This window comes from Streptomyces sp. NPDC056231 (genome assembly GCF_048270745.1).
Taxonomy (GTDB): Bacteria; Actinomycetota; Actinomycetes; order Streptomycetales; family Streptomycetaceae; genus Streptomyces.
Genome location: NZ_JBLVKW010000004.1, coordinates 248,741 through 273,371, shown reverse-complemented (window position 1 = coordinate 273,371; position 24,631 = coordinate 248,741). Strand labels below are relative to the sequence as shown.

At 69.6% G+C, this 24,631-nt stretch carries 27 protein-coding genes; 13 read left to right on the top strand and 14 right to left on the bottom strand.

Going from position 1 to position 24,631, the window contains the following annotated elements:
* The first annotated feature begins 51 nt into the window (after positions 1-51).
* The 3 genes from ACNPQM_RS06405 to ACNPQM_RS06395 are packed head-to-tail and all read left to right on the top strand — an operon-like array spanning position 52 to position 2,034.
* Positions 52-939 (top strand): AraC family transcriptional regulator, encoded by an 888-nt coding sequence (locus tag ACNPQM_RS06405; protein WP_418083208.1) that lies wholly within the window; start codon positions 52-54, stop codon positions 937-939.
* Positions 940-949: 10 nt separating this feature from the next.
* Positions 950-1,732, top strand: a complete 783-nt coding sequence (locus ACNPQM_RS06400) for an AzlC family ABC transporter permease (RefSeq protein ID WP_358858897.1) — start codon at positions 950-952, stop codon at positions 1,730-1,732.
* Positions 1,729-2,034 (top strand): AzlD domain-containing protein, encoded by a 306-nt coding sequence (locus ACNPQM_RS06395; protein WP_418083207.1) that lies wholly within the window; start codon positions 1,729-1,731, stop codon positions 2,032-2,034. Before ACNPQM_RS06400 ends, ACNPQM_RS06395 begins: the two co-directional genes overlap by 4 nt.
* 152 nt (positions 2,035-2,186) lie before the next feature.
* On the opposite strand, the gene ACNPQM_RS06390 is transcribed toward ACNPQM_RS06395, so the two are convergent.
* Positions 2,187-3,101, bottom strand: coding sequence for a hypothetical protein (locus ACNPQM_RS06390; protein WP_358858895.1), 915 nt, complete (start codon positions 3,099-3,101; stop codon positions 2,187-2,189).
* 79 nt (positions 3,102-3,180) lie between these two features.
* Between ACNPQM_RS06390 and ACNPQM_RS06385 the strand changes: the two genes are divergently transcribed.
* Positions 3,181-3,375 carry a DUF3046 domain-containing protein gene (locus ACNPQM_RS06385; RefSeq protein WP_037701444.1) on the top strand — a complete coding sequence of 65 codons (195 nt, stop codon included), beginning with the start codon at positions 3,181-3,183 and terminating at the stop codon, positions 3,373-3,375.
* 183 nt (positions 3,376-3,558) lie between these two features.
* Positions 3,559-4,728, top strand: coding sequence for an AI-2E family transporter (locus ACNPQM_RS06380; protein WP_418083206.1), 1,170 nt, complete (start codon positions 3,559-3,561; stop codon positions 4,726-4,728).
* Between the two features lie 94 nt (positions 4,729-4,822).
* On the opposite strand, the gene ACNPQM_RS06375 is transcribed toward ACNPQM_RS06380, so the two are convergent.
* Entirely contained in the window at positions 4,823-5,266 is a 444-nt protein-coding gene (locus ACNPQM_RS06375; RefSeq protein ID WP_418083226.1) for a hypothetical protein, read from the bottom strand.
* 297 nt (positions 5,267-5,563) lie between these two features.
* Between ACNPQM_RS06375 and recA the strand changes: the two genes are divergently transcribed.
* Both recA and recX read left to right on the top strand, forming a co-directional pair.
* Complete coding sequence (gene recA, locus ACNPQM_RS06370; RefSeq protein WP_358858893.1) at positions 5,564-6,694, top strand: recombinase RecA; 1,131 nt, start codon at positions 5,564-5,566, stop codon at positions 6,692-6,694.
* A gap of 3 nt (positions 6,695-6,697) precedes the next feature.
* Entirely contained in the window at positions 6,698-7,426 is a 729-nt protein-coding gene (recX, locus tag ACNPQM_RS06365) for a recombination regulator RecX (protein WP_418083205.1), read from the top strand.
* Positions 7,427-7,569: 143 nt separating this feature from the next.
* Here the strand turns inward: recX and ACNPQM_RS06360 are convergent, their stop codons facing one another.
* Positions 7,570-8,208 carry a hypothetical protein gene (locus ACNPQM_RS06360; RefSeq protein ID WP_418083204.1) on the bottom strand — a complete coding sequence of 213 codons (639 nt, stop codon included), beginning with the start codon at positions 8,206-8,208 and terminating at the stop codon, positions 7,570-7,572.
* Positions 8,209-8,471: 263 nt separating this feature from the next.
* Between ACNPQM_RS06360 and ACNPQM_RS06355 the strand changes: the two genes are divergently transcribed.
* A complete protein-coding gene (locus ACNPQM_RS06355; protein ID WP_358858890.1) occupies positions 8,472-9,083 on the top strand; it encodes a helix-turn-helix domain-containing protein in 612 nt (203 codons plus the stop codon).
* Positions 9,080-11,653, top strand: coding sequence for an FtsX-like permease family protein (locus ACNPQM_RS06350; protein ID WP_418083203.1), 2,574 nt, complete (start codon positions 9,080-9,082; stop codon positions 11,651-11,653). Before ACNPQM_RS06355 ends, ACNPQM_RS06350 begins: the two co-directional genes overlap by 4 nt.
* A 61-nt stretch (positions 11,654-11,714) precedes the next feature.
* Here the strand turns inward: ACNPQM_RS06350 and ACNPQM_RS06345 are convergent, their stop codons facing one another.
* The 8 genes from ACNPQM_RS06345 to ACNPQM_RS06310 all read right to left on the bottom strand — a co-directional run bounded on the left by ACNPQM_RS06345 (position 11,715) and on the right by ACNPQM_RS06310 (position 17,993).
* Positions 11,715-12,122: a rhodanese-like domain-containing protein gene (locus tag ACNPQM_RS06345; protein ID WP_358858888.1), complete on the bottom strand. Its 408-nt coding sequence runs from the start codon at positions 12,120-12,122 to the stop codon at positions 11,715-11,717.
* Positions 12,119-12,670, bottom strand: coding sequence for a cysteine dioxygenase (locus ACNPQM_RS06340; protein ID WP_418083202.1), 552 nt, complete (start codon positions 12,668-12,670; stop codon positions 12,119-12,121). The genes ACNPQM_RS06345 and ACNPQM_RS06340 overlap by 4 nt, the downstream gene beginning before the upstream one ends.
* 73 nt (positions 12,671-12,743) lie before the next feature.
* On the bottom strand, positions 12,744-12,815 hold the full coding sequence (locus tag ACNPQM_RS06335; protein ID WP_309544753.1) for a putative leader peptide: 72 nt from the start codon (positions 12,813-12,815) through the stop codon (positions 12,744-12,746).
* A 48-nt stretch (positions 12,816-12,863) separates the two neighbouring features.
* Positions 12,864-14,480, bottom strand: coding sequence for an FAD-dependent monooxygenase (locus ACNPQM_RS06330; RefSeq protein ID WP_418083201.1), 1,617 nt, complete (start codon positions 14,478-14,480; stop codon positions 12,864-12,866).
* A gap of 176 nt (positions 14,481-14,656) precedes the next feature.
* Entirely contained in the window at positions 14,657-15,568 is a 912-nt protein-coding gene (locus ACNPQM_RS06325) for an amino acid ABC transporter permease (RefSeq protein WP_418083200.1), read from the bottom strand.
* Positions 15,565-16,230: an amino acid ABC transporter permease gene (locus ACNPQM_RS06320; protein ID WP_418083199.1), complete on the bottom strand. Its 666-nt coding sequence runs from the start codon at positions 16,228-16,230 to the stop codon at positions 15,565-15,567. Before ACNPQM_RS06320 ends, ACNPQM_RS06325 begins: the two co-directional genes overlap by 4 nt.
* A gap of 75 nt (positions 16,231-16,305) precedes the next feature.
* Positions 16,306-17,148 (bottom strand): glutamate ABC transporter substrate-binding protein, encoded by an 843-nt coding sequence (locus ACNPQM_RS06315; RefSeq protein WP_418083198.1) that lies wholly within the window; start codon positions 17,146-17,148, stop codon positions 16,306-16,308.
* 59 nt (positions 17,149-17,207) lie between these two features.
* Positions 17,208-17,993: an amino acid ABC transporter ATP-binding protein gene (locus ACNPQM_RS06310; protein ID WP_358858882.1), complete on the bottom strand. Its 786-nt coding sequence runs from the start codon at positions 17,991-17,993 to the stop codon at positions 17,208-17,210.
* A gap of 340 nt (positions 17,994-18,333) precedes the next feature.
* On the opposite strand from ACNPQM_RS06310, the gene ACNPQM_RS06305 reads away from it, so the two are divergent.
* Positions 18,334-19,026 (top strand): response regulator transcription factor, encoded by a 693-nt coding sequence (locus ACNPQM_RS06305; RefSeq protein ID WP_358858881.1) that lies wholly within the window; start codon positions 18,334-18,336, stop codon positions 19,024-19,026.
* 15 nt (positions 19,027-19,041) lie between these two features.
* A complete protein-coding gene (locus ACNPQM_RS06300) occupies positions 19,042-20,436 on the top strand; it encodes an ATP-binding protein (protein ID WP_418083197.1) in 1,395 nt (464 codons plus the stop codon).
* A 40-nt stretch (positions 20,437-20,476) separates the two neighbouring features.
* Here the strand turns inward: ACNPQM_RS06300 and ACNPQM_RS06295 are convergent, their stop codons facing one another.
* Positions 20,477-21,475, bottom strand: a complete 999-nt coding sequence (locus ACNPQM_RS06295) for a TAXI family TRAP transporter solute-binding subunit (protein ID WP_358858879.1) — start codon at positions 21,473-21,475, stop codon at positions 20,477-20,479.
* 98 nt (positions 21,476-21,573) lie between these two features.
* Here ACNPQM_RS06295 and miaB point away from each other — a divergent pair, with 98 nt between their 5' ends.
* Positions 21,574-23,076, top strand: coding sequence for a tRNA (N6-isopentenyl adenosine(37)-C2)-methylthiotransferase MiaB (gene miaB, locus ACNPQM_RS06290; protein ID WP_418083196.1), 1,503 nt, complete (start codon positions 21,574-21,576; stop codon positions 23,074-23,076).
* A 110-nt stretch (positions 23,077-23,186) separates the two neighbouring features.
* Positions 23,187-23,906, top strand: a complete 720-nt coding sequence (locus ACNPQM_RS06285) for a class III extradiol dioxygenase subunit B-like domain-containing protein (protein WP_418083195.1) — start codon at positions 23,187-23,189, stop codon at positions 23,904-23,906.
* A 118-nt stretch (positions 23,907-24,024) separates the two neighbouring features.
* On the opposite strand, the gene ACNPQM_RS06280 is transcribed toward ACNPQM_RS06285, so the two are convergent.
* Both ACNPQM_RS06280 and ACNPQM_RS06275 read right to left on the bottom strand, forming a co-directional pair.
* Positions 24,025-24,264, bottom strand: a complete 240-nt coding sequence (locus tag ACNPQM_RS06280) for an antitoxin (protein ID WP_418083194.1) — start codon at positions 24,262-24,264, stop codon at positions 24,025-24,027.
* A gap of 23 nt (positions 24,265-24,287) precedes the next feature.
* Positions 24,288-24,509 (bottom strand): gliding motility protein, encoded by a 222-nt coding sequence (locus ACNPQM_RS06275; RefSeq protein ID WP_418083193.1) that lies wholly within the window; start codon positions 24,507-24,509, stop codon positions 24,288-24,290.
* Positions 24,510-24,631: the final 122 nt, after the last annotated feature.

Genomic DNA, 24,631 nt, shown 5'->3' with positions numbered 1-24,631 from the left:
ATGGCCGGTACCTGACGCTGACCACGGCCGGTGCCTGCGAGAATTCCGGCTATGGCGGCACCATCGGTCCCGGGGCCGGCCCCGGATTCGGCCGCGGGGGAGTGGGCGAGGTACTGGCAGCACGCGGAACTGCCCGATCTCGATCTTCTGCGCGCCCGGTACATCCGCCACACCTTCCCGCGCCACAGCCACGAGGGCTATGTCTTCGGCACCATCACTTGCGGCGTCGAGGACGTCGGGCTGCCCGGCGGCACCGTGCACGCGGGTCCAGGCACCGTCGTCATGATCAATCCGGAGGTGCCGCACACCGCCCGGGCCGGGGCCCCCGAAGGCTGGGTGTACGCCACGCTGTACCCGTCCGCGCAGGTGATCAACGACATCGCGGCCGATACGACGCGGCTGCGCGGCACGGTCGGCTTCGCCGAGACCAGCGTCCTGGACCCGGAAGCGGCCCGGCTCATCGGCGAGGTGCACCGGGCGGCCGAGGAAGGCAATGCGCTCGCCGCCGACAGCATGCTGCGGATCATGGTCGCGCGGCTGCTCAGCCGCCACGGCAGCGTGCTGCCCGCCCGTGCTGCCCGGTCGGCCGGCGCCCAGGACGCGGAGCGGGCGCGTGCGGTGCTGGAGAGTCGCATGGCCGAGCCGCCGACACTGGAGACGTTGGCCGCCGAGCTCGGCACCAGCCCCTTCGCCCTGTTGCGTGCGTTCAAGAAGCAGTACGGGATGCCGCCGCACACCTGGCTCACCGATGCCCGGGTGCGGCGTGCACGGCGGATGCTCGATGCGGGCATCGCGCCGGCGGACGCGGCGGCACGGGTCGGCTTCACCGATCAGCCGCACCTCAACCGTCATTTCACCCGGATCGTGGGGGTGCCGCCCGGCGCGTACCAGCGCGAACGCGCAAAAACGTACAAGACCGGTCCTGCTTCGTCCACGTAGCGTTCCTGCCGTGCCAGAACAGACAGCATCCTCAAAGAGACTCGGCGAAACAGCCGAGACCGCCGTCGGCGAGGTGAAGCCGGACGCGGCCGTCATCCGCGACGCGCTCGGCGTCGGTATCGCGGTGGGCCTCTCCGGCTTCGCCTTCGGTGTCACCTCGGCGGGCTCCGGCCTGAGCCTGATCCAGACCTGCGCGCTCAGCCTCCTCGTCTTCACCGGCGCCTCGCAGTTCGCGCTGGTGGGCGCCCTTGCCGCAGGCGGAAACCCGTACACCGCCGCCGCCGGTGCGTTCTTCCTCGGCGTACGCAACGCCTTCTACGGGCTGCGGCTGTCACAGCTGCTCGCCCTCCCACGCGCCGTACGACCGCTCGCCGCCCACTGGGTCATCGACGAGACGACCGCGGTGACGCTGCCGCAGCCCACCCGGCGGGCCGCACGGATCGGCTTCACCGTCACCGGACTCACCCTGTACGTGCTGTGGAACCTGACCACACTGCTGGGGGCGTTGGGCGCCGAGGCGCTCGGCGACACCGACACCTGGGGGCTGGACGCGGCAAGCCCCGCCGTCTTCCTCGCCCTGCTCGCCCCGATGCTGAAGAGCACCACGGAGCGCGTCACGGCCGCTCTCGCCGTCCTGCTCGCCCTGGGGGCGCTGCCCATGCTGCCCGCGGGCGTACCCGTGCTGCTTGCCGCGCTCGCCGCACCCGCTGTCCTCTTCCTGATGGGGCGCAGGAAGGCATCGGCCACGGACAGCCCGGCCAAGGACGCGACCACGACGGAGGACGCCCGATGAACGTATGGATAGCGATCGCCCTCACCGTCGTCGGCTGCTACCTCGCCAAGTTGCTGGGGCTGCTGGTCCCCGCGGGAGCACTGGAACGCCCGCTCGTACAGCGTCTTGCCGCACTCCTGCCAGTGGCGCTCCTGGCGGCCCTCACGGCGCAGCAGACCTTCGGTAACGGACAGCAGCTGGTGCTCGACGCCCGGGGTGCGGGGCTCGCCGCCGCCGCACTCGCCCTGGTGCTGCGCGCACCCTTCCTGGTGGTCGTGGGAGCTGCCGTCGTCGTCACGGCCGGGGTGCGCGCGCTCGGATAGCCGGCCTGGCCGGAAAGGCAGCGTGCGTCCGTCGCGCCCCGGCCCCAGCAGCCACCGGGTCGCTGCCCTGCCGTACTGCCCCGCCCCGGGGATCGACGGCGTGTCCGTCACCCCAGGGCAACGGCGTCGGAAGCGAACCGCGCCGCCCGGTCTCAGTGGACGCTGCGGCCGTGGGCCCGCAGCGTCAGCAGCGCCTTGAGCGTTACCAGGGGGCGGCCCTCCAGGGCGGTGCCCGGTGCCCACTGCCGCCAGTTCACCGGCCAGCCGCCGTCCGCCTGCTGCTCCGTCGCCAGATGGTCGAGCGAGCGTTCCAGCTCCTCGTCGGTGAACCAGCGGCGGGCGAGCGATTCGGGGGTGCGGGCGTAGTCGTACGGGAAATGCTGCTCGCCCGGTGCGTATCCGGCCGCCACCGGGTACTCCGCACGCCGCTCCGGGTCCAGTACGGCCAGCCGCTGCTCCCGTACCAGCCGCCCGAGGCGGTCCGCCGCCGCCTCCGCCCGTGCCCGGTCCGGAGCACCGTCGAGGAAGGCGACCGCGGCTTCGATCTCGTACGGATGCGACTTCTCCAGCGCGTCGACCGCCGCCCAGCAGAAGTCGGTGGCCCGGAACAGCCAGGCGTGCCACACCGCATTGCGGTGCAGCAGTCCGACAACGGGGCCGGTGGCCAGCAACTGGGCCGGAGGGTCATCGACGATCGGGATGAACGGCGCGGCCGGATAGCCGCGCTGCGAGGGGAGAAGTGCCGGCAGCGCCCCCTCCTTGGTCGACACATCGGTCAGGAAGCGGCAGACCCGCTCCACCCGCAGGCCGCTGCAGCGCCCGATGGAGTCGAGGACGCTGAGCGCATGGGCCGTGTGCAGCGGCTGGCTGACAGGGCCCCGCAGATCCGGTTCGAGTGCGTGACCATATCCGCCGTCCTCATTGAGATAGGCGGCGAGCGCGGTCTCCACCGCGTCCGCACCCCCTCCCAGGAAGTGATGGGCGAACCGCCGCTGCTCGAGGACGCGGGCCGTGAGCCAGATGAACTGCTCGGCACGCTTGAGGGGGCTTGCTCCTGTTCCGGCCATGGACCGACCGTAGGCCGGTAAGCGCTCTCGACAATGCGCAGCGGCGCGGCTGCACTCTCAGGAGCGGGATACTGAAGTCATGCGGTTGACGATTTTCTGGGAACGGATGGCGGACCACTTCGGTGCGGGGTACGCCGACTCCTTTGCGCGCGACCATGTGATGGCCGAGCTCGGCGGGCGTACGGTGCACCAGGCGCTGGCCGAGGGCTGGGAAGCGAAGGACGTCTGGCGCGGTGTCTGCACCGCGGTCGGCATCCCCGCCGACAAACGCTGACGCCGTGCCCGCCCACCGTTGGACCTCAACTGTTCCGGGGGCGGGCGGCCAGCTGTCACAGCCGTAGGCGAGACTGGATCCGTGGCACCGACAGACGAGACAGCCCAGACCCAGCCGCCCTTGACCCAGCCCGTCCCGCCGGCCGCGCCATCGACCCCGCCTTCCGGCAGCGGGTCGGCTCGAATGCCCGCATGGTTGCCGCGAGCCATGGTTCTCGCCCTGGCGCTCTACGCCTGCTTCCAGCTCGGCAGCTGGGCGTTCCACCAGCTCATCGGGCTGTTGATCAATATCCTGATCGCCTTCTTCCTGGCGCTCGCCATAGAGCCTGCGGTGAGCCGGATGTCGGCGCGTGGTGTGCGCCGCGGTCTGGCCACCTTCCTGGTCTTCCTCGTGGTGCTGATCGCCGTGGCCGGGTTCGTCGCGCTGCTCGGCTCGATGCTCGCGGGCCAGATCGTCGACATGGTCGAGGAGTTCCCCAAGTACCTCGACTCGGTGATCAACTGGATCAACCAGAATTTCCACACCGATCTCTCCCGGGTCGAGGTTCAGGACAGCCTGCTGCACTCCGACTGGCTGCAGAAGTACGTCCAGAACAGCGCGACCGGTGTGCTCGACGTCTCGACCACCGTGCTCAGCGGGCTCTTCCGGCTGCTGACGATCTTCTTGTTCTCGTTCTACTTCGCGGCCGACGGTCCTCGGCTGCGCCGCGCCCTGTGCTCCATGCTGCCGCCCGCCCGGCAGGCCGAAGTGCTGAGGGCCTGGGAGATCGCGGTCGACAAGACCGGCGGTTTTCTCTACTCGCGTGGACTGATGGCGCTCATCTCCGGGATCGCGCACTACATCCTGCTGGTGATCCTCGGTGTGCCGTACGCTCCGGCGCTCGCGGTCTGGGTCGGCCTCGTCTCGCAGTTCATTCCCACGATCGGTACGTATCTGGCGGGCGCCCTGCCGATGCTGATCGCGTTCACCGTCGACCCCTGGTACGCCCTGTGGGTACTCGGATTCGTCGTGATCTACCAGCAGTTCGAGAACTATGTGCTGCAGCCCAAGCTCACCTCGAAAACCGTGGACATTCATCCGGCGGTCGCCTTCGGCTCGGTCATCGTCGGTACGGCTCTGCTGGGCGCCGTGGGCGCGCTCATCGCGATCCCGGCCGTCGCCACGCTGCAGGCATTCCTCGGTGCCTATGTGAAGCGCTACGACGTGACGGACGACCCGCGGGTGCATGGACGGCATCTGTGGCGGCGCGGGGAGTCGGTGCTCCCACGGTCGCGGGGCGTGGCGACCCGGGCTCCGGGGGGCGACGGCGACGCGGATTCGGAGCGACCGAACGTCCCGGATCCGCAGGCCTGAAACGACAACCGGACGGCAGGCGGCCCGGCAGGTTGCGTCGCGCGGTGCGGGAGCGCGGGTTGCGGAGGCGTGGGGGCGCGGTCCGCGGGCGGGCTCAGCGACAGCCCGTCACGTCGGCCGGCAGGCCCGCGTCGTGGACCTCGGGGACGTACCGCCAGGTGTCGGGGCGCCGGCTGTCGAGGTCGGTGACGCCGTAGGCCCGCGCCGACTGCCCGCTCGACAAAAACTGCCCGCTGGACAAAAACTGCCCGCTCCAGCGTGCGACCTCCGGGTCCTGCGCGAGCGCGGCCACCGCCCGGCCGACGTATGCGGGACTCTCGGCGACGGCGAAACGCGGCGCGTGGGTGATCGCGTCGCGCCGGTTCGCCTCGGCGACGGCGGCTGCGGTCTGAATCGATGGTCTCCGGACGGTTCCTCTCCGACTCATCTCCGACCGTTGGGTCCCGGTGGTCCGCCCGGTCACGCGGACAGTCGCTCCAACCGCTCCCAGCTGAACGGCGATGCCTCGGCCCGCACCGCGCCTGGCGCCGACGACCAGGGCCGCTCTTTCTGTCGGTCATGTTCCCATACGGCCGGAATTCAGCATGAGGTCGACCATGTTTTCTTGACTCCCCAAGCGCGTGATGCTAGGGCGCTACTCTGGGGGCGGGTCGGTCCGGCGCGGTGCGCTTGACACTGAAATCGAACATCCATTCTTATGGGATTCCGGCCGGGTTTTCCCGGGCCCGACCGTGGAGTTGTCCACAGGCCGGGAGGACGTCGAGGCCCATTGTCAGTGGCAGGGGTTAGCGTCTTTGACGTGAAGCGATCGACTCAAGCAAATCGGGTGGAACCCATGGCAGGAACCGACCGCGAGAAGGCGCTGGACGCCGCACTCGCACAGATTGAACGGCAATTCGGCAAGGGCGCGGTGATGCGCCTCGGTGAGCGGCCGAACGAGCCCATCGAGGTGATCCCCACCGGGTCGACCGCACTCGACGTCGCCCTCGGCGTCGGCGGACTGCCGCGCGGCCGTGTGGTGGAGGTCTACGGGCCGGAGTCCTCCGGCAAGACGACACTGACGCTGCACGCGGTGGCGAATGCGCAGCGGCTCGGCGGCTCGGTGGCCTTCATCGACGCGGAGCACGCCCTCGACCCCGAGTACGCGAAGAAGCTCGGCGTCGACATCGACAGCCTCATCCTGTCCCAGCCGGACAACGGTGAGCAGGCGCTCGAGATCGTGGACATGCTGGTCCGTTCGGGCGCTCTCGACCTGATCGTCATCGACTCCGTCGCGGCGCTCGTGCCGCGCGCGGAGATCGAGGGCGAGATGGGTGACTCGCACGTGGGTCTGCAGGCCCGTCTGATGAGCCAGGCGCTCCGCAAGATCACCAGCGCGCTCAACCAGTCCAAGACCACCGCGATCTTCATCAACCAGCTCCGCGAGAAGATCGGTGTGATGTTCGGCTCCCCGGAGACCACGACCGGTGGCCGGGCGCTGAAGTTCTACGCATCGGTGCGCCTTGACATCCGCCGCATCGAGACGCTGAAGGACGGCACCGACGCGGTCGGCAACCGCACCCGTGTCAAGGTCGTCAAGAACAAGGTCGCACCGCCGTTCAAGCAGGCCGAGTTCGACATCCTCTACGGCCAGGGCATCAGCCGCGAGGGCGGTCTGATCGACATGGGCGTGGAGCACGGCTTCGTGCGCAAGGCGGGCGCCTGGTACACGTACGAGGGCGACCAGCTCGGCCAGGGCAAGGAGAACGCCCGTAACTTCCTCAAGGACAACCCCGACCTCGCCAACGAGATCGAGAAGAAGATTCTCGAAAAGCTGGGCATCGGCGTCAGGCCGGACGCGGCTCTGGGGGGCGAGCCTGGTGCGGACGCGGCGGGCGGCTCCGCGGCTCCGGCCGACGGCGCGAAGTCGGTGCCCGCTCCGGCCGGCAAGACCAAGCCGGCCAAGGCTGCGGCGGCCAAGAGCTAGACCGTGACGCGTCGTACGGAGTGGCCGGACAGCGCTGTCGGCGCCGGTCCCGGCCCAGGAGTCGCCGGGCGCACGGCCGATTCCGCGTCCGAGTCCGCATACGGGCCGGAGGCCGGTCCCGGTCACGGCACCGGCTCGGGCGGGCGATTCGGTGAGGGGGCGGACCGTCGTGCCCGCTCCCGCTCCAGGAACAGCGGCTCCCCTTCCTCGTCGAGGGCCGAGAAGGGGGAGCCGCGAGACCCGGTCGAGCAGGCGCGCAACATATGTCTGCGGCTGCTCACCGGGACCCCGCGTACCCGCAAGCAGCTTGCGGATGCGTTGCGTAAACGGGAGATCCCGGACGAGGCGGCCGAAGAGGTGCTGGCGCGTTTCGAGGACGTCGGGCTGATCGACGACGCGGCGTTCGCGGATGCCTGGGTGGAGTCCCGGCACCACGGCCGGGGGCTGGCGCGCCGCGCTCTCGTCCGGGAGCTGCGGACCAAGGGGGTGGACTCCGCGGTGATCGACGAGGCCGTCGGACAGCTCGACTCCGGGCAGGAGGAGGAGACGGCCCGCGAACTCGTCGCGCGCAAACTCCGCTCCACTCGCGGACTGGACCGCGACAAGCGGCTGCGCCGCCTTGCGGGCATGCTCGCGCGCAAGGGGTACGGGGAGGGGATGGCCCTGCGTGTGGTGCGCCAGGCACTCGAAGCAGAGGGTGAGGACACGGAAGGCCTGGACGAGCCGTTTTGACGGCGTTGCTTTCCGGATGTGCAGGGCTGCGTACACAGAGGGTGTGCACGCAGCGGATATACACGGCGCGGGCGTTGAGCGCAATGGGCGTGCACGGTGACGGCGTGCACGCCGGGTTGCTGCGGGTCGGGGAGGCGCGGCGGTCACTGTCCGGCATGTGAGGCGCGGAGGATGGTGGCGTCCAGCAGGGCCACAGCATCCGCCGCGGTGCGGCCAGGGCGTCGGTTCCAGGGGCCGATCAGGTCGGTCCAGCCCTGCGAGCGAAGCTCGGCGACGATCCAGGCGCCGGCCCGGTCCACGGTGTCGAGGGAGCCGTAGCCCAGGCGGTGTGCGGTGAGGAGGGCGCCGCAGACGCACCGGGCGCCGCGGGCGTTCCGCAGCCGGTACGGGGTGTTCTGCCAGCCCCACTCAATCAGGATCTGCCGCGCGTAGGCGAGGTGGGTGGAGGGCCGCAGTTCGGGCTGCCCGATGCGGCGCCAGCTGTGGAACCGGTCGGGGAGGATCGCGCCGAGGCGCCCGGGGAGGGGGCGCTCGCGTGGGGCGGCCGGTGGCGCGGAGCGGACCGAGTCGGCGATCAGCTGATCGACGGTCACGGACAGCAGATCGCGCCAGTCGGCCGGATGCCGGTCCGCCGGGTGCGGCACGGAGCCAGGTGAGGCGGCACGCAACGGTTCGGGGACGGTGATGTCCCAGCCCGTGACGATCTGCTGCCAGGCCTCCGTGTCATGGAGGCGGGCGGCCTGACGGTCGAGCTGGTCGGGGGTGAGGGCGGTGGTCGGCATCTGTGTGGCATCTCCGTCTTATCGGTCCCTTGTATGAGGTGAATGTCTGCCTTGTGATGAATATGCTCCACCGGGGTGAGCCATTCGGGTGCGTGCCGGGTCGGATCGCGGTCGGTTCCGGAGCGGTTCCGGGTCAGCCTCGTGTCGGTTCCGGAGCGGTTCCGAGGGAGGGCGGGACAGCGGCTGCCGGGGGAAAACCCCCGTACGAAGACGCCGACTCGCTCCAGTGCCCAGGTATCTGTGCACAGAGCACTGTGTGACGCATGGCAGAAAAGTCCGGTGGCACCGACATCACAGAGCTGGCCGCCCTCGCAGCGCTCGCACAGCCGAGGCGGCAGCAGATCCTTCAGCACCTCACCCTGCACGGCCCCGCGACGTCCGCGATCCTTGCCCGCGCCCTCGGGCTGAACACCGGGTCCACCAGCTATCACCTGCGCGAACTGGCCAGGTACGGCTTCGTGGAGGACATCCCGGCCGAGGAGTCGGACGGGCGTCGGGCGAGGTGGTGGCGGGCCGTTCCCGGCGACCGTCGCTTCCCGCCCCGGTCCCGCCAGAGCCCCGAGGTGCGGCGTGCCATGGACGAGCTGAACCGCCATGCGTACGCCGCCGACCTCGCCCTCTTCGAGCAGCTTCAGCGCGACAGCGGTGAACGGGGCGAGTGGGCCGACGCGTTCCCGTACTCGCGTGGCACCATCCGGCTCACGCTGCCCGAGCTCCGCGCGTTCTTCGAGGAGTACATCGCCCTCATGAACCGCTACAAGCGGTCCGACGCCGACACTCCGCCGGGCGCTCGCACGGTCCACACCCGGCTGCTCGCCTTCCCGGCCCGGCCCCTTGCAGCCGACAACCACACGAGGGAGACCGACGCATCATGATGCTGCGCTACGCCCTGCAGACGATCCGAGACCGCAAGGGCGGGTTCCTCGGCGCTCTGGTGGCCCTGATGTGCGCCGCTGCCCTTGTCACCGCCTGCGGCACGCTTCTGGAGACCGGCCTGCGCGGACGGATCGCGACCGAGCGCTATGCCGCGGCTCCGCTCATCGTCTCAGCCGACCAGAATGTCCACCGGACCACCGTCAAGCACAAGGGCAATGGGAAGACGAAGGTCAAGCGCAAGGCGAAACCCGTCGCTGAGCGCGCCTGGCTCCCCGCAGTCACCGCGGACCGGATCCGGAACGTGGACGGCGTACGCAAGGTGGTCCCCGAACTCACCTTCCTCGCGGTGCCCGTTGCCCGGTCCGCCGGCAGGCCTGCGGGTAAGACCACTCCATCTTCCCCGCCTTCCTACGGACACTCCTGGGCCTCCGCCTCCCTGACGCCCTTCGCTCTCACCGCAGGCCGTTCCCCCGTCTCCGCCGACGACGTGGTGATCGACCGGGGTCTCGCCGAGCGAACCGGCCTGAAGCCCGGAGACCGGCTCACCGTGCAGTCCACCGGCGCTGCCCGCCCGTACCGCATCAGCGGTGTCGCGGCCCCGGCCCACCGCGGCGACCTCCGGCAGCAGACCACCCTCTTCTTCTCGGGCGCCGAGGCCGCCCGCCTCTCCGCCCGTCCCGGCCAGGTCACCGCCCTCGGTGTGGTGCCCGCGCCGGGCACGGACCTCGACCGGCTGAAGCAGCAGGTGGAGCAGGCGCTCAAGGGCACCACCGCGCAGGTGTCCACAGGCGACGACCGCGGCCCCGTCGAGTTCCTGGATGCCGCGGGCGCCCGGATCAAGCTCGTTTCCATGGGCGGTGCGATGGGTGGCACCTCACTCCTCGTCGCGATCCTCGTGGTCGTCGGCACCTTTGCGCTCTCCATCCAACAGCGCCACCGTGAACTGGCCTTGCTGCGCGCCATCGCCGCCACACCGCGCCAGGTCCGCCGCCTTCTCGGGCGTGAGGCGCTGGTCGTCGGGGCCGTGGCCGGCGTGCTTGGTTCGCTCGCCGGACTGCCGCTCGCCGGCTGGCTCCACAGCCGATTCATCGATATGGGTGCGGTCCCACCGTCGCTGGAACGCACCACGGGCATCTTCCCGGTTTTCGCCGCCCTCGCCGTTACGTTTCTCGGTGCCTGGGCAGCCGCCAGGATCTCCGGCCGCAGGATCGCCCGTATCCGCCCGGGCGAGGCCATGGCCGAGTCCACGGTCGAGCGCGAGCGGCCGGCCACGGTCCGGATCGCCGCAGGTCTGGTGTTGCTCGCGGGCGGCGGAGCGCTCGTCGCCGTACTCGGCAGCCTGCGCACCGAGGCGGCCTCGACTCCCCTCACCTTCCTGGCCGTTGTGGTGCTGGCCACGGCCGTGTCGCTACTCGGACCACTGCTCGTCAAGATGGCGGCGGCACTGCTCGCGGGCCCGCTCCGGCTGATCGGTTCCGGGGGCACTCTCGCCACCGCGAACATCCGTGGAAACTCCGTCCGGATGGCCGCCGTCGTCACCCCGCTCACTCTGCTCATCGCGATGACCTGCACGGTTCTCTTCGTTCAGCCGACCCTCGGTGACGCCGCCCGCGCCCAGGCCCGCGAAGGAATCCGTGCCACCTGGGTCCTCTCCTCGCAGGGGCCCGGGGTCCCGTCCGCCGCCGCCGAGACCGTGCGCAGGACACCGGGTGTGACGGCCGCCACCGAGGTCGTACGGACCACGGTCAGAGTAGGCCTCGAGAAGTTCACGGCTCAGGGCGTCACCCAGGCCGGTATCGCCCAAACCTGGGACCCCGAGGTGACCAGCGGCTCGCTCGCCGGCTTCGCCGCCCGTCCCGGCACCGCTGCAATCAGTGAACTCGCCGCCGAACAGCTGGGGCTGCACGCCGGCAGCGAGTTGACAGTGCACCTCGGTGACGGCACACCCGCCACCCTCACGGTCGCCGCGGTCTACACCCGCGGCCTCGGGTTCGGCGATCTGACCCTGCCCCACGACCTGATCGCCCGTCACATGGACAACCCCCTCGCTGCCACGGTCCTGGTCGCCGGAGAGAGCGACCGCAGCCGGCTCGTCGCCGCTCTGCGGAAGTTCCCCGGCATCGCCGTGCTCGCCCCTGCCACCGCAGACCGGCTCCAGGCGGACCGGCAGCAGCAGAACGCAGAGGTCAACTATCTGGCCATGGGCCTGGTTCTCGCTTTCACCGCGATCGCGGTCGTCAACACCTTCGCCATGTCGGTGTCCGAGCGGATCCGGGAGTTCGCCATGCTCCGGCTGGCCGGTGCCACTCGCCGCCAGGTCCTGCGGATGCTCCGCATCGAGGCCCTGTCGGTTCTGCTGATCGCCGCCGTCCTCGGCACCGGCATCGCCCTCGTCGTGCTGACCGCCTTCAGTATCGGGATGACCGGCAGTGCGGCACCCACCGTACTCCCGTCGGTGTACGCGACAGTGGTGGGCGCAGCCGCACTGCTGGCACTCGTCGCCTCGACGCTGCCCGGCCGGCTGGCACTCAAGGTCAGCCCGGTGGAGGTGGCGACGTCCAAGCAGTGACACCGCGGGCCGGTGGCGGGCGGAACAGCGCAGGGAGCAGTGCGGCCGGGCCCGCCACCGGTCAGGCGCCGACCGGCAGCCCCGCCGCCCGCCACGCCTGGAACCCGCCGATCAGATCGGTCGCCCGGTGCAGCCCCAACTGCCTCAGGGACGCGACCGCGAGACTCGACGCGTACCCCTCGTTGCAGACCACCACCACCTGCAGTTCGTGGCTGACCGCCTCCGGCGCGCGATGGCTTCCCTGCGGGTCGAGTCGCCACTCCAGCTCATTGCGCTCGACGACCAGCGCCCCCGGAATCAACCCGTCCCGCTCGCGCAGCGCCGCGTAGCGTATGTCCACCAGCAGGGCGCCGTCCGCGGCGGCGGCGATCGCCTCGTGCGGACCGATGCGGTCGTATCCGGCCCGGACGCGCTCCAGCAGTTCGTCGATCCCCACCCGCTCCGAACCGTTGTCGTGCTCGTCGCTCACTGCCAGTCCTCCGGGCGTTCGATGTGCTCAAGACGGAGTAGCGCACCGCTACGGCTGTAGCGCCTGATCTGCGGCAGCGGCGGATAGTACGCATGGACAGAGACCGCGTGCTCGGTGCCGGATTCGTTCAACACCTCGTGCACATGGTGCCGGCCGAACGTCCTGCCCCGGCCGGTCGTCAACTGCCGGGACCGGTCGACGCCTTCAGCCAGTTCGAGGGTTTTCCAGCCGTCGGCGGGCAGCCTGGCCGCGAGTGAATGCTCCGTGAGTGTGCCGGCCGCGGTGGTGAAGGCGCCGATCGAGTCGGCATGGTCGTGCCAGCCGGTGCCGGTGCGCGGCGGCCAGCCGATCAGCCAGGCCTCGCTGCCGCCGGGGCCGTCGAGCCGGATCCAGGTGCGGCCCTCGGGATCGAGGGGGAGCGAGGCAATCAGACCGGGGTCCGCCGCCGTACGGCGGACGAAGTCGAGCAGTTCTGCAGCCGTGGGACCGGCACCGGAGTCAGGGCCGGAAGAAGGCGTGCGTACAGAAGGCGGGGGAGAGGCAGACACAGGGACCGTCCTGAGAGTTCGCGCGTGATGCCCGGCGTGCGACAGAGCGCACGCCGCGGCAGGGAGAGGCGGTTCAGCAGGACGGGCGACACACGCAGCCCGCATAGCGGACGAGGTCCATATGGACCCTCCGCCACAGGCGCACATCGGTGTCGGTCACATTTCGGAGTACACCATGTGCTGCCCGTGGGGGTCAATTGATGTCTGCGGTCTGGTCGGAGCGCACGGAGGCACGTGGCGCGCCGCCGCGCACCGCGTCCGCCGCAGCGAAAAGTTCCGCGGGCCGGACGCCGCCGAACGATGCCACCAGATGTCCGTCCGGCCTGATCAGCAGCACGGTATGGGCCGGGGCGCCCGGGTAGGCCTCGGTCACCAGCAGCTCCGACTTCACCGGCAGGGCGTCGACCGACTTGACGAGCCGGGGCATCACTCCCGCGGTCAACCAGTGGCGCCGATCCCACACCCCGGTCCCCGGAGCGACCAGCACGACCAGCAGACGGCCCCGCCCCAGCCGCTCGCGCAGCCGCACGGTCGTGCCGTCGGGCGCCGTCACCCGTACATCGTCGACCGGCGCACCCGGGGGCGTACCCACCGATGTGTGCGCCTCGGCGTACGCAGGCGCAAGGGGGGAGTGCGAGTACGAGGGGGGCGCGCCCAGTGGGCCGCACCCCAGGTGACCGTCGGCGAGCAGTGAATCGTGCCCCCGTGCGCTCCCGGGGACGATGCTCCGTAGCCCTCCGCCGCCGCGCAGTATCGGCAGCGACTGGTCCGCCGCGCGCAGACGGGAGGCGACCGCAGCCCGCCGCTCCGCCTGGTAGCTGTCGAGCAGCACGTCGGAGGCGCCGAGATGCCAGGCCTGCGCCAGCTTCCAGGCCAGGTTCTCGGCGTCCCGCAGTCCTTCGTCGAGCCCCTGCGTACCGAGTGCACCGAGCAGATGCGCGGCGTCCCCGGCCAGGAAGGCCCGCTGGACCCGCCAGCGCCGGGCCAGCCGGTGATGCAGCGTGTACACGCCCGTGTCCAGCAGTTCGTACGGCGGGGTCTCGCCGCCGCACCAGCCCGCGAGAGTGTCCCGCACCCGGGTGATCAACGCGTCGGGGGTGACGAGCTCGCCGCGTGGCGGGAGCAGCCAGTCCAGCCGCCACGCACCGTCCGGCAGCGGGCGCGCGGTGACTTCGGCGCCCCCGGTGCGCCACGGCGGCAGCCGGTGCAGCACTGCCTCGCCCGGCCAGGGCAGTTCGGTGCGCAGTGCGGCCACGGCGTGCCGCTCCACCGCTGTGCGCCCCGGGAACCGGACGTCCAGCAGCTTGCGGACGGTGGATCTGGCGCCGTCGCAGCCGACCAGGTAACTCCCGCGCCACCAGGTCGAATCCGGTTCCCTGGTGTGCACAGTGAGCCCCGCCGGATCCTGCTCCAGGGTGTCGATCCGGCTGAGCGGCGCCATGTGCACCAGCTCCTGCCCGGCGACCGCGGCCCGCAGCCCGCGCATCAGGGCGTGCTGGGGCAGATGGAGCGGGGCCGGGAGCGGATCACCGTACGGGGAGTCCTCGCCGAGGCGCAGTTCGCGTACGAGCTGCTTGCGGCGCATGGAGCGCCAGCCCGTCCAGTGGGCGCCCTCGTTCCGGAGCGCCTTGCACCCGAGCCGCTCCACCAGGGCCGTGGTGTCCTCGCGCAGCACCACCGTCCGGGCGGGACGGGTCTCGTGCCTCCCCGGATCCTCGTCGAGGACGACGGAGGGAACGCCCTGCGCGGCGAGGGCGAGCGACAGCGTCAGGCCCACAGGCCCGGCGCCGACGACAATCACCGGGTCCACGGCGCGACTCCCTGGGCCCGTGCGGTCGGAGGAGTGGAAGCGGAAGCGGGGGCTCGGTCGGCGATCACAGAACGTATGCAACCCACTGCCGGTGCTTGCGTCAAGTGACAACCGAGCACGGCGAGGGGCGCCGGTGCATGCACCGGCGCCCCTGCGCAGAGATTACCGACGAACTGTCAGACGGCGCGTCCGTCGTCGACGACGAGCGCCGGCGTACCGATGGTCTTCGGTGCGCCCCCGGGCACGGTGCCGGCCGGGGAACCCTTGCTCTTCCTGTTGCGCCGGAGCCACCGCTCCAGCCAGCTCGCGAACGACGTGAGCGCGAAGTTCACCACGAGGTAGATCAGGGCCACGATCGTGAAGCACGCGATGGTGTTCGCGCCGTAGTTCGCAGCCATCGGACGGACCGAGGACAGCAGCTCGGGGAAGGTCATCATGGCGCCGCCGAGCGCGGTGTCCTTCACGATGACGACCAGCTGGCTGACGATCGCCGGCAGCATGACCGTCACTGCCTGCGGCAGCAGCACGAACACCATGGTCTGACCCTTGCGCATCCCGATCGCCTTGGCCGCGTCGGTCTGGCCCTTCGGCAGAGAGTGGATCCCGGCGCGCACGATCTCGGCGAGTACCGAGAAGTTGTACAGCACCAGGCCGGTCACCACGGCGTACAGGGGACGCGTCTCGGTGCTGATGTCCGTGTACTCGGCGTACGCCTCGTTCGCGACGATCATCAGGATCAGCACGGGGACGGCGCGGAAGAACTCCACGACGACGCCGGACGGCACCCGCACCCACCGGTGGTCCGAGAGCCTGCCGATACCGAACAGAGCGCCGAGCGGCAGCGCGATGATCAGGGCGAAGAACGCCGCCTTGAGCGTGTTCTGGAGGCCTGGCCAGATGTAGGTCTGCCAGGGCTGGGAGCTGGTGAAGAACGGCTTCCACTTGATCCAGTCGAGCTGGTGCTTCTCGGCCAGGCCGCTGTACACCCACCACACCACGGCAGCGGCGCACAGGACGAACAGCACCGTGTACAGGATGTTGCGCTGCTTGGCACGCGGTCCCTGGGCGTCGTAGAGGACGGAAGTCATCGCTTCACCGCCACCTTCTTGCTCACCCAGCCGAGGATCAGGCCGGTCGGGAGGGTCAGAACGATGAAGCCGAACGCGAAGACCAACGCGATCAGGACCAGCTGGGCCTCGGCTTCGATCATGCCCTTCATCAGGTACGCGGCTTCGGCGACCCCGATCGCCGAGGCGACCGTGGTGTTCTTCGTCAACGCGATCAGCACGTTCGACAGCGGGTTGACCACCGCGCGGAACGCCTGCGGGAGGACGATCAGTCGCAGCACTTGCGTGAAGCTCAGCCCGAGCGCACGCGCGGCCTCCGCCTGGCCGACCGGCACCGTGTTGATGCCCGACCGGAGCGCCTCACAGACGAACGCGGCGGTGTAGGCGATCAGCGCGAGGACCGCGAGCCGGAAGTTGATGTCCGTGAAATCGCTGGCCCCGAGCTTGATGTTGAGCGTCTGGAAGAGACCCAGCGACGAGAAGACGATGATGACGGTCAGAGGGATGTTCCGGATGACATTCACATAGGCGGTCGCGAAACCGCGCATCAGGGGGACCGGGCTGACCTTCATGCCGGCCAGCAGCGTTCCCCATATGAGGGAGCCGAGGGCGGAGTAGACGGCGAGCTGCACCGTCACCCAGAAAGCCCCCAACAGGTCGTAACCTTCAAGAAAGTCGAACACGATCTCCCGCGCTTCCGCGTGTAGGAGGGCATGGCGCGCCGCCGTTCACGGACGGCGCGCCGGGTCAGCCCTGCTTCACTTGACGATGTTGCCGATCTTCGGGGCGGGCTCGTTCTTGTAGTTCGCCGGACCGAAGTTGGCCTGCACCGCCTTGTCCCAGGAACCGTCCGAGACCATCTTGGTGAGCGCGTCGTTGATCTTCTTCTTGAGGTCGGCGTCACCCTTCTTCAGGCCGATGCCGTAGTTCTCGTTGCTCATCTTGAAGCCGGCCAGCTTGAACTTCCCCTGGAAGTCCTTCTGCGAGGCGAAACCGGCCAGGATGCTGTCGTCGGTGGTCAGCGCGTCGACAGCCTTGTTCTCCAGGCCGGTGAGGCACTCGGAGTAGCCGCCGTACTCCTGCAGCTGGGCCTTGGGCGCCAGCTTGTCGTGGACGTTCTGCGCCGAGGTCGAGCCGGTCACCGAACACAGCTTCTTGCTGTTCAGGTCGGCCGGGGACTTGAACGAGTCGTCGTCCGCACGGACCAGGATGTCCTGGTGCGCCAGCAGGTACGGGCCGGCGAAGTCGACCTTCTGCAGACGCTCGTCGTTGATCGAGTAGGAGGCGGCGATGAACTTGACGTCCCCGCGCTCGATCGCCGTCTCGCGGTCGGCGCTCTTGGTCTCCTTGAAGGTGATGTCCTTGGCGTCGTAGCCGAGTTCCTTGGCGATGTACGTGGCGACATCGACGTCGAAACCGGTGTACTTGCCGTCGGGCGTCTTCAGACCGATACCGGGCTGGTCGATCTTGATGCCGATGGTGATCTTCTTGCCGCCGCCCGCCGAGTCGCCGCCCTTGTCGTCGGAGGAGCCACAGGCGGTGGCGGTGAGGGCGAGCGCGAGCACGGCGGCCGATGCGGCGGTGACCTTACGAAGCTGCATGGTGAACTTCCCTAGTGTTGACGCGATGACGCGATGTGAGTGAACTGCTGATCCGGAAATCAGTGGTGCAGGATCTTCGAGAGGAAGTCCTTGGCCCGGTCACTGCGCGGGTTGCTGAAGAACTGGTCGGGCGACGCCTCTTCGACGATCTTCCCGTCCGCCATGAAGACGACACGGTTCGCCGCCGAGCGCGCGAAGCCCATTTCGTGGGTGACGACGACCATGGTCATGCCGTCCCGGGCGAGCTGCTGCATGACTTCCAGCACCTCATTGATCATCTCCGGGTCGAGCGCGGACGTCGGCTCGTCGAAGAGCATGACCTTGGGGTCCATCGCCAACGCCCGCGCGATGGCCACACGTTGCTGCTGGCCTCCGGAGAGCTGCGAGGGGTACTTGTCGGCCTGCGTCGCCACGCCCACCCGGTCGAGCAGCGAACGGGCCTTCTCCTCGGCAGCCGTCTTGTCCGCCTTGCGGACCTTGAGCTGCCCCAGCATCACGTTTTCGAGCACCGTCTTGTGCGCGAAGAGATTGAACGACTGGAAGACCATGCCGACATCGGCACGCAGCCTGGCCAGCTCCTTGCCCTCCTGGGGCAATGGCTTGCCGTCGATCGATATCGCGCCCGAGTCGATCGTCTCCAAGCGGTTGATCGTGCGGCACAGCGTGGACTTTCCGGACCCGGAAGGCCCGATAACGACCACGACCTCGCCCCGTGCGATGGTCAGGTCGATGTCCTGGAGCACATGCAGCGCGCCGAAGTGCTTGTTGACGTTGCTCAGTACGACAAGGTCGTTCGCCGCGGGCACGGCATCCTCGGCGGCCTTGGTCACTGAAACTCCGCTCATCGGCTTCTTGCTCCGTCCTCCTCGGTTGGGAAGGACCTTAGTGACGCAGTGCGACCACCGTCATCACATCTGAGCGGAAATTGAGCATAACGATCCGGCGGCAACCGGACACTCCGCGTGAACGGGACGGTAAGAGAGGTACCGGGGGCGTACCGGGTGCATAACGGAAACCCCGATGTAACAGGAGGGGCCTTGACTGGCGTACCGGTCATCGGAGTGGATGCCCTGGTACGTGATGAGGTGAAACACCTCGGTACGTGGAAGTACCGGGAAGATGGACAGTCACCGGGGAGTGCGGGAAGCCTGCACCACGTTGCGAAAGCGGAGAGGAAGGAGGGCCATGAGGCTGCTGCTCGTCGAGGACGACAACCACGTGGCGGCCGCCCTGTCCGCGGTGCTCGCCCGGCACGGCATCCAGGTCGTGCACGCACGCAGCGGCGAGGAGGCCCTGAAGGCCCTGCTGCCGACGGAGGCAGAGCCCTTCGGCGTCGTGCTCCTCGACCTCGGACTGCCCGACCAGGACGGTTACGAGGTCTGCGGGAAGATCCGCAAGCGCTGTTCCATCCCCGTGATCATGGTGACCGCGCGGGCCGATGTCCGGTCGCGGATCCACGGCCTCAACCTGGGAGCGGACGACTACGTCGTCAAGCCGTACGACACGGGTGAACTCCTCGCGCGTATCCACGCGGTCAGCAGGCGCAACTCGGTCGGCGAGGACACGGTGCAGACGCCCGTCGCGGCACTGCGCCTCGGTCATGTTCACATCGAGCTGCCGACCCGCAGGGTCAGTGTCGACGGCGCCGAAGTCCAGCTCACCCGCAAGGAGTTCGATCTGCTCGCGCTCCTCGCCCAGCGCCCCGGGGTGGTGTTCCGCCGAGAGCAGATCATCAGTGAGGTGTGGCGCACGAGTTGGGAGGGAACGGGACGCACGCTCGAAGTGCATGTCGCGTCCCTGCGTTCCAAACTGCGGCTGCCCGCACTGATCGAGACCGTGCGCGGGGTCGGCTACCGCCTCGTCTCCCCGTCCGCGTAAAGGCGTACTGCCCCGGTGCGTACCCGTCTCCTCCCCCTGCTCATCATCCTCATGGCAGCCGTGCTGCTCGCGCTCGGCTTTCCGCTGGCCGTCAGCGTGGCCGCCGCCGAGCAGCAGGGCGTCGTGATCGACCGCATCGACGACACGGCACGCTTCGCCGCACTGGCCCAGTTCGTCACGGAACCGGCCGGCAGCAACGACGAACGGCGCCGTGTGCTCCAGTCGGAGCTGGAGACGTACGACTCGGTGTACGGAATCCGGGCCGGCGTCTTCTACCGCGACGACACTGCCATGGCGAAGGCACCGGCCGACTGGAAGCTCCCCGTCGAGGGGGCGGGCCGCGAGGCGTTCAGGGAGGCGCTCCTCGGGCGCCGCAGTCATGATCCGCCGCAGGTCTGGCCCTGGCAGCGCGGCCGGGTCGTCGTCGCCTCGCCCGTCGTACGGGACGGCGATGTGGTCGCCGTCGTCGTCCTCGACTCGCCCACCGGTGAGATGCGCACCCATACGCTGCGCGGCTGGCTGCTGATCGCAGCCGGCGAAGTGGTCGCGATGCTGGTGGCCGTCGGTGCCGCGATCCGGCTCACCGGCTGGGTCCTGCTGCCCGTCCAGACCCTGGACGCGGCGACCCACGACATCGCCAGCGGCCGGATGCGGTCCCGGGTGGTGGCATCGGAAGGTCCGCCGGAACTCAGACGCCTGGCCCGTTCGTTCAACGAGATGGCCGACAACGTCGAGGAAGTGCTGGAGCAGCAGCGCGCTTTCGTCGCCGACGCCTCACACCAACTGCGCAACCCCCTCGCCGCGCTGCTGCTGCGCATCGAGCTCCTCGCCCTCGAACTCCCCGAGGGGAACGAGGAGATCGCCTCCGTGCGCACAGAGGGAAAGCGTCTCGGGCAGGTCCTGGACGACCTGCTGGACCTGGCGCTGGCCGAGCATGCCGCAGCCGACCTCCAGCTCACCGACATCGGCGCGCTCACCGCGGAACGGGTGGCTTCCTGGCGCCCGTTCGCGGAAGAGAACGGTGTACGGCTGACAGCCGACGGAGCATCTGCCGTGACAGCCTGGGCGGACCCCATCGCGCTCTCCAGCGCCCTCGACGCCGTCATCGACAACGCGTGCAAGTTCACCCCCGCCGGTGAGGAGGTCCGGGTCACTGTCGCCGCCGGCCGCGACACCGTCACCGTGGCCGTCGCCGACCGCGGCCCCGGGCTGACCGATGAAGAGCTGGAGCGGATCGGCGACCGGTTCTGGCGCAGCGCCCAGCACCAGAACGTGCAGGGGTCCGGTCTCGGGCTCTCCATCTCCCAGGCACTGCTCGCCGCGGGCGGCGGCTCTCTCTCCTACGCCCCGCACGAGCCGCACGGACTGCGGGTGACGGTGGCGGTTCCGCGCAACGGTCCGGGCGACTGACTCCGGTACCGGGTGCCGCGGCGGCGCTCGCCGGAGTGCGTCAGGGCTTGACGGACCGGTAGTAGCGTCTGGCCCCGTCGTGCAGCTGAAGCGGATCGGTGTAGATCGCCGTCCGCAGGTCCACCAACTGCGCCGCATGCACCTCGCGTCCGATACGGTCCCGGCTGTCGATCACCGTCCGGGTGAAAGCCTCGGTCATCGCAGGATCCGTGCGGTCCGTGGTGACCAGCACGTTGGCGACGGCCACCGTCGTGATGGCCGATCCCTGCTGGGCGTTGCGGTACGCGTCGGCGGGCATCACGGCCGAGCGGTAGTAGCGAGTGGGGCCGCCGCCCGCCCGCAGCCGCTTGATCAGCGATGCCTCCAGGGGCACGAGCCTGATCGGGAAGCGGTCCGACAGCTCCTGCACAGCGGTGGTGGGCAGCCCGCCGGACCAGAAGAAGGCATCGAGAAGACCGTTCTGCAACTGCGTCGGCATCGTGTCGATCCCGGCCGGGACCGGGGTGATGCCGTGCGTCGGATCAAGACCAGCGGCGGTCATCAGCCGGTCGGCGACCAGCCGCACGCCCGAACCCTCCTGCCCCACCCCGACCCGCTTGCCGGCGAGATCCGAGACCGTCCGCACGTCCGAGTCCTGGGGCACCACCAGTTGGATGTAGTCGTCGTACAGCCGGACACAGCCGCGCAGCCGGTCGGCCCCGGCCTTGCCGTCCTGCAGATACGTGGCGAGGGCATCGGTCGTGGCGATGGTGAAGTCGGCCTTCCCGGTCGCCACCCGCTGGATGTTCTGCTGGGAGCCCTCGCTGGTCTGCAGTCGAATCGAGACCTTGGGCAGGTCCTTGGCGAGGGGGCCCTCGAGCCGCTCGCCGTAGCGCTGGTAGACCCCGCTGCGTACCCCTGTGCTGAAGGTCAGGGATCCGCTCGGCGGCGGATCCCCGAGCGGCAGCACCCACCACAGCAGCAGCCCGAGAACGACGGCAGCGACGGCGCCCCCCTGAAGGGTGCGTCGGCGGCCGATACGGGACAGTGCGTGGAGCATGGCGCGATCCTGCCAGCTCACTCCTCGTGATGGCCAGGGCCGGTCCTGTGGAAGTCAGGCCCCGGGTGTCCGTACGACCTCGTACCCTGGTGGACGAGATGAGCGAGGTAGAGGGTTTGAAAACGTACGAGGTGCGCACCTACGGGTGCCAGATGAACGTCCACGACTCCGAGCGGCTGTCGGGGCTGCTGGAGGGCGCGGGGTACGTACGTGCGCCCGAGGGCGCCGACGGTGACGCCGATGTCGTTGTCTTCAACACCTGCGCGGTGCGGGAGAACGCGGACAACAAGCTCTACGGCAATCTCGGCCGGCTCGCCCCGATGAAGACGAAGCGGCCCGGGATGCAGATCGCGGTCGGCGGCTGTCTGGCGCAGAAGGACCGCGACACGATCGTCAAGCGGGCCCCCTGGGTCGACGTCGTCTTCGGAACGCACAACATCGGCAAGCTGCCGGTGCTTCTGGAGCGCGCCCGTATCCAGGAGGAGGCGCAGATCGAGATCGCCGAATCCCTGGAGGCATTCCCCTCGACCCTCCCCACCCGCCGCGAGTCCGCCTACGCCGCGTGGGTCTCCATCTCCGTCGGCTGCAACAACACCTGCACCTTCTGCATCGTCCCGGCGCTGCGCGGCAAGGAGAAGGACCGCCGCACCGGCGACATCCTGGCCGAGATCGAGGCACTGGTCGCCGAGGGGGTCTCCGAGATCACCCTGCTCGGCCAGAACGTGAACGCGTACGGCTCCGACATCGGCGACCGCGAGGCATTCTCCAAGCTGCTGCGCGCCTGCGGGAAGATCGAGGGCCTGGAGCGGGTCCGCTTCACCTCGCCGCACCCTCGCGACTTCACCGACGACGTGATCGCGGCGATGGCCGAGACCCCGAACGTCATGCCGCAGCTGCACATGCCGATGCAGTCGGGTTCGGACACGATCCTGAAGGCGATGCGGCGCTCGTACCGGCAGGAGCGGTTCCTCGGCATCATCGAGAAGGTGCGCGCCGCGATGCCGGACGCCGCCATCTCCACCGACATCATCGTGGGCTTCCCCGGCGAGACGGAGGAGGACTTCGAGCAGACCATGCACGCGGTCCGTCAGGCACGCTTCGCCAACGCCTTCACCTTCCAGTACTCCAAGCGCCCCGGAACCCCGGCTGCCGACATGGAGGGGCAGATCCCGAAGGAGGTCGTCCAGGAGCGGTACATGCGCCTGGCCGCCCTCCAGGAGGAGATCTCCTGGGACGAGAACAAGAAGCAGGTCGGCCGCACCCTGGAGATCATGGTCGCTGAGGGCGAGGGCCGTAAGGACGGCGCCACACACCGTCTCTCCGGCCGTGCTCCCGACAACCGCCTGGTCCACTTCACCAAGCCGGACGAGGAGGTGCGCCCGGGCGATGTGGTGACGGTCGAGATCACCTACGCCGCCCCGCACCACCTGCTCGCCGAGGGCGCGCCGCTCGGTGTGAGGCGGACCCGGTCCGGGGACGCCTGGGAGAAGCGCACCGTCGCCGAGGCCGCCAAGCCGGCCGGGGTGATGCTCGGGCTGCCCGGCATCGGGGCCCCGGCGCCGTTGCCGCCCGCGGCGGCTCCCGGCTGCGGATGCGACTGACCTCGTAGGGAGGGGGCACGGACCCGCGGCCGGTACGCCGGCTCGCGGACCCGTGGCCGGAACGGACGGGGGGAAACGGCGGAATCGGCTGACGCAGTACGCTGCCCAGCATGCTTGTCGCCGCAGCTGTCTGCCCCTGTCCGCCCGTGCTGGTACCCGAGGTCGCCGCAGGAGCCGCGCCAGAGCTCCTGGCCGCGAGGACCGCGTGCATCGATGCCCTGGGCGTGCTCGCCGCGGCCCGCCCCGACCTGCTGATCGTGATCGGGCCCGGGGATCCCGATGACCGCGGGCCGCATCCCGAGGGGGCCCCGGGATCCTTCAAGGGCTTCGGCGTCGATCTCGACGTCCGGCTCGGGCTCGGAGGAGACCCCGGGGCTGCGGCGGTGCGCCCGCTTCCGCCGTCCCTCTCCGTCGCCGCGTGGCTGCTTGCCCGTGCGAAGTGGGCGGACGCGCCGATCGAGGGCCTGGGCGTGGGGGAGGCGCTCGAAGCCGAGCACTGCGCGAGCACCGGACGGGAGCTGGCGGCCAGGGCCCGCCGCGTGGCCATGCTGGTGATGGGCGACGGCAGCGCCTGCCGCACGGTCAAGGCCCCCGGCTATCTGGACGAGCGCGCCCTCTCGTTCGACATGGAGGTGTCACGGGCCCTGGGCGCCGCGGACCTCGCCGTGCTGAGTGCGCTGGACGAGTCACTGGCGCACGAACTGAAGGTGGCAGGCCGGGCGCCGTGGCAGGTGCTGGCGGGTGCGGCGGAAGGGGCCGGGCTGAGCGGGCGGCTGCTCTACGAGGACGCTCCGTACGGCGTCGGATACATGGTCGCCACCTGGTCCTGAGGCCGGATCCGGCTGCTCTCGGACCGGGACGGAGGGTTCCGGGCCGGGCACGCACGTGACGGCCGCGGAGCCATGCTGCTCCACGGCCGTCCACGGTGATCAGGTCGAGGTGCCGAGGTCAGGAAGCCGGTGGCGGCGTGCCGCCCTCGCCCATGTGGGACAGACGGTCAATCGCATGCTTGGCCTTCTGCGAGCCGGACTCGATCTTGTCGCTGTACTTGCCCTTTGTCCTTTGATCGACCGTCCGTGCTGCCTTGTCGATTCCATGGTCGATCTTGTCCCCGTGCTGCTGCGCGAGGTCACCGACCTTGCCCTTCGCCGGACTCAGCTTGGCTTTCAGACTGTCCATGAAGCCCATCGGACACCTTCCCTGCTGGGGGACTAAGTGCGGGCGTTGTCTCCGGCCGCGTTGTCCGCCGCTTCGTCGACCGACTGCTGCTTCGGGATTTCCACGCCCTCGGAGGACTCCGACCCGGTGGACGTCACCGACGCGTCCACCGACGCGGCGACCTCGGACGCCTCGCCCGTCGGTGCTGCGGCTTCCTCGGCCGACGGTTCGACCGCTCCGGAGGAGGAACGGCGGAACCATGAAAAAACGCCCATATTTTCTCCATATTTTACTCGTGTGATCGACATTCCGCGCCGCCCCGGAGCGTCCCATTGCGCCACTCGGACTCTCGTCCGTCAGCCCTCGTCGGGCCTTCGGCCATCCGGCCGCCTGCCGG

What these genes read in the sequence shown, in the direction of transcription:
- ACNPQM_RS06405 (WP_418083208.1), top strand. Translation starts at nt 52, where the DNA reads ATGGCGGCACCATCGGTCCCGGGGCCGGCCCCGGATTCGGCCGCGGGG.
- ACNPQM_RS06395 (WP_418083207.1), top strand. Translation starts at nt 1,729, where the DNA reads ATGAACGTATGGATAGCGATCGCCCTCACCGTCGTCGGCTGCTACCTC.
- ACNPQM_RS06390 (WP_358858895.1), bottom strand. Translation starts at nt 3,101, where the DNA reads ATGGCCGGAACAGGAGCAAGCCCCCTCAAGCGTGCCGAGCAGTTCATC.
- ACNPQM_RS06385 (WP_037701444.1), top strand. Translation starts at nt 3,181, where the DNA reads ATGCGGTTGACGATTTTCTGGGAACGGATGGCGGACCACTTCGGTGCG.
- ACNPQM_RS06380 (WP_418083206.1), top strand. Translation starts at nt 3,559, where the DNA reads ATGCCCGCATGGTTGCCGCGAGCCATGGTTCTCGCCCTGGCGCTCTAC.
- recA (WP_358858893.1), top strand. Translation starts at nt 5,564, where the DNA reads ATGGCAGGAACCGACCGCGAGAAGGCGCTGGACGCCGCACTCGCACAG.
- ACNPQM_RS06360 (WP_418083204.1), bottom strand. Translation starts at nt 8,208, where the DNA reads ATGCCGACCACCGCCCTCACCCCCGACCAGCTCGACCGTCAGGCCGCC.
- ACNPQM_RS06355 (WP_358858890.1), top strand. Translation starts at nt 8,472, where the DNA reads ATGGCAGAAAAGTCCGGTGGCACCGACATCACAGAGCTGGCCGCCCTC.
- ACNPQM_RS06350 (WP_418083203.1), top strand. Translation starts at nt 9,080, where the DNA reads ATGATGCTGCGCTACGCCCTGCAGACGATCCGAGACCGCAAGGGCGGG.
- ACNPQM_RS06325 (WP_418083200.1), bottom strand. Translation starts at nt 15,568, where the DNA reads ATGACTTCCGTCCTCTACGACGCCCAGGGACCGCGTGCCAAGCAGCGC.
- ACNPQM_RS06315 (WP_418083198.1), bottom strand. Translation starts at nt 17,148, where the DNA reads ATGCAGCTTCGTAAGGTCACCGCCGCATCGGCCGCCGTGCTCGCGCTC.
- ACNPQM_RS06310 (WP_358858882.1), bottom strand. Translation starts at nt 17,993, where the DNA reads ATGAGCGGAGTTTCAGTGACCAAGGCCGCCGAGGATGCCGTGCCCGCG.
- ACNPQM_RS06305 (WP_358858881.1), top strand. Translation starts at nt 18,334, where the DNA reads ATGAGGCTGCTGCTCGTCGAGGACGACAACCACGTGGCGGCCGCCCTG.
- ACNPQM_RS06295 (WP_358858879.1), bottom strand. Translation starts at nt 21,475, where the DNA reads ATGCTCCACGCACTGTCCCGTATCGGCCGCCGACGCACCCTTCAGGGG.
- miaB (WP_418083196.1), top strand. Translation starts at nt 21,574, where the DNA reads ATGAGCGAGGTAGAGGGTTTGAAAACGTACGAGGTGCGCACCTACGGG.
- ACNPQM_RS06285 (WP_418083195.1), top strand. Translation starts at nt 23,187, where the DNA reads ATGCTTGTCGCCGCAGCTGTCTGCCCCTGTCCGCCCGTGCTGGTACCC.
- ACNPQM_RS06280 (WP_418083194.1), bottom strand. Translation starts at nt 24,264, where the DNA reads ATGGGCTTCATGGACAGTCTGAAAGCCAAGCTGAGTCCGGCGAAGGGC.
- ACNPQM_RS06275 (WP_418083193.1), bottom strand. Translation starts at nt 24,509, where the DNA reads ATGGGCGTTTTTTCATGGTTCCGCCGTTCCTCCTCCGGAGCGGTCGAA.